Source organism: Streptomyces sp. NPDC059957 (genome assembly GCF_042730015.1).
In the GTDB taxonomy this organism is placed as follows: Bacteria; Actinomycetota; Actinomycetes; order Streptomycetales; family Streptomycetaceae; genus Streptomyces.
The window spans coordinates 1-2,602 of sequence record NZ_JBHWMB010000172.1 but is presented as its reverse complement, the minus strand read 5'-3'; the positions used below and the strand labels follow the sequence as shown (position 1 = coordinate 2,602).

Here is a 2,602-nt window from a genome sequence, read left to right as displayed (position 1 = left end):
AACCCACCACCACCGCCACCAGCTTCGTCCCCAACCCCTACGGGCCCCCCGGCTCCCGCCTCTACCGCACCGGCGACCAAGCCCACTGGGACAACAACGGCAACCTCCACTACACCGGCCGCACCGACACCCAGATCAAGATCCGCGGCTTCCGCGTGGAACCCACCGAGATCGAGACCGTGCTGACCGGCCACCCCGGGATCGCCCAGGCCACGGTGGTGCACACCACCCACCTGACGGCCTACGTCACTCTCGTCCCCGGCCAGGAGACGACCCCGGCCGCACTGAAGGGCTGGCTGCGCGAGCGGCTGCCGGAGCACATGGTCCCGGCGCAGTTCGCGGTGCTGGACCGGCTGCCGCTCACCGCGAACGGGAAGATCGACAAGCGGGCGCTGCCGGCCGTCGAGCTTCCGCTGACCGCCGGCGGCCGCCAGCCGCGCACCGAACTGGAGGAGATCGTCCGGACCCTCGTCAGCGAGGTCCTCGGCTCCCCCGCCCCGCTCTCCATCGACGACGGCTTCTTCGACCACGGCGGCCACTCACTGCTCGCCGCCCGGCTGGTGAACCGGATCGGCGCGACCCTCGGCGTCACCCTCACCCTCCGCGACGTCTTCCAGCACCCCACCCCGGCGGCGCTGGCCCGCCAGGTCACGGCCGCCTCGGGCCGGCCCGCGCTGCCGCCGCTGACCCGGGCCGCCGTGCGGCCGGAGCCGCTGCCGCTGTCCTTCGCCCAGCAGCGGCTCTGGCTGGTGTCGGGGCTCCAGGACCGGGGGACCTCGTACAACGTGCCGATGGCCGTCCGGCTGGACGGCGCCGTGGATGTGGCGGCGCTCAGGGCCGCCTTCGCCGACCTCGCGGGCCGGCACGAGCCGCTGCGGACCAGGTTCACCACCATGGACGGCGACCCCCAGCAAGTCGTCGACCCGGCAGGGCCGGCCGTCTTCGAGGTCCGCACGGTGGCCCCGGACGATCTGGACGCCGAACTGCTGGCGGCCGCCCGGCACTCCTTCGACCTCGCTGCCGAGCATCCGCTGCGGGCGACGCTGCTGCGGACCGGGGAGGCCGAGTCCACCCTGCTCGTCCTGATGCACCACATCGCCACCGACGGGCAGTCGCTGCGCCCGCTCTTCGAGGACCTGTCGGCGGCCTACGCCGCCCGGCGGGAGGACCGTGCCCCCGACTGGGCCCCGCTGCCCGCGGACTACGCCGACTACGCGCTCTGGCAGCGCGCCGCACAGACGGACGGCGGAGTGCTGGACGGCCAGGTCGCGTACTGGAAGTCGGCGCTGGCCGGGCTCCCGGAGGAGCTCGGGCTGGTCACCGACCGGCCCCGGCCCGCGGTGGCGGGGCAGCGCGGCGGGGCGGTGCGCGTCGACTTCGGGCGCCGGCTGCACAAGCGGATCGTCGAGCTGGCGCGCGCCGAGCGGTGCACGCCGTTCATGGTGGTGCAGGCTTCGCTGGCCGCGCTGCTGACCCGACTGGGTGCGGGGACGGACATCCCCCTCGGCTCACCGGTCGCGGGCCGTACGGACGAGGCCCTGGCGGACCTCGTGGGGTTCTTCGTCAACACCCTCGTGCTGCGGACCGACACCTCGGGCGACCCTGCCTTCCGGGATCTGCTGGCCCGGGTGCGGGCCACCGACCTGGACGCCTTCGCCCATCAGGACGCCCCCTTCGACCTGGTGCTGGAGGCCGTCAATCCGACGCGTTCGCTGGCCCGGCACCCCCTGTTCCAGGTCTGCCTGGCCCTGGAGTCGGGCCCGGCAGCCACCCCGGACCTTCCGGGCCTGCGGGCCGGGGCGGCGGAGCCGCTGGTGACGGGAGCGGTCAAGTTCGACCTGGAGTTCCTGCTGCGGGCCGAGCCGGACGGGCCGCTGACGGGGGCGGTGCTGTTCAGCTCCGACCTCTACGAGCGCGCCACCGTGGAACGGCTGGCGGACATGCTGCGGCGCACCCTCGAGCACGTCGTGGCCGCCCCCGACGTTCCTTTGTCGGAGCTGGAGTTGCTGGGTGAGACCGAGCGGCGCCAGGTACTGGAGGAGTGGACCGGCCGGCGCACCGAGATCGGGGAGGCCACCCTCGTCGACCGCTTCGAGGAGCAGTCCCGCACCCGCCCCGAAGCCCGCGCCCTGGTCTTCGGCGACGAGGAACTCACCTACGGCGAACTCGACGCCCGCGCCAACCGACTCGCCCACCACCTCACCGAACACGGCCTGAAACGCGGCGACTTGGCCGGAGTCCTCCTCGACCGCGGCACCGACTTCGCCATCGCCCTCCTCGCCGTCCTCAAGACCGGCGCCGCATACGCCCTCCTGGACCCCGAATTCCCCGACGAACGGCTTTCGGGGACCGCGCGGGACGCGGGGGTGGGCGTCCTCGTCACCGACTCCCGGCACCACGCCCGGGTGACCGGACCGTGGAGCTGCGTGCTGGTGGACTCCGAAGCCGAGGCCATCGGCAGGCAGCCCGCCACCGGCCCGGGGGGCCTCCTGACGCCCGCCGACGCGGCCTGCGTGATGTTCACCTCCGGCTCGACGGGACGCCCGAAGGGCATCCTGTCCTCCCACCGCAACCTCGTCTCCACCGTCACCGCCCAGACCAC

General features: G+C 73.8%; 1 protein-coding gene. It reads left to right on the top strand.

All coding sequences use genetic code 11. The features are described 5' to 3' along the window. Positions 1-2,602: condensation domain-containing protein (locus tag ACFWBW_RS41680; protein ID WP_385385130.1), on the top strand; the 2,602-nt coding region annotated here is incomplete at both ends.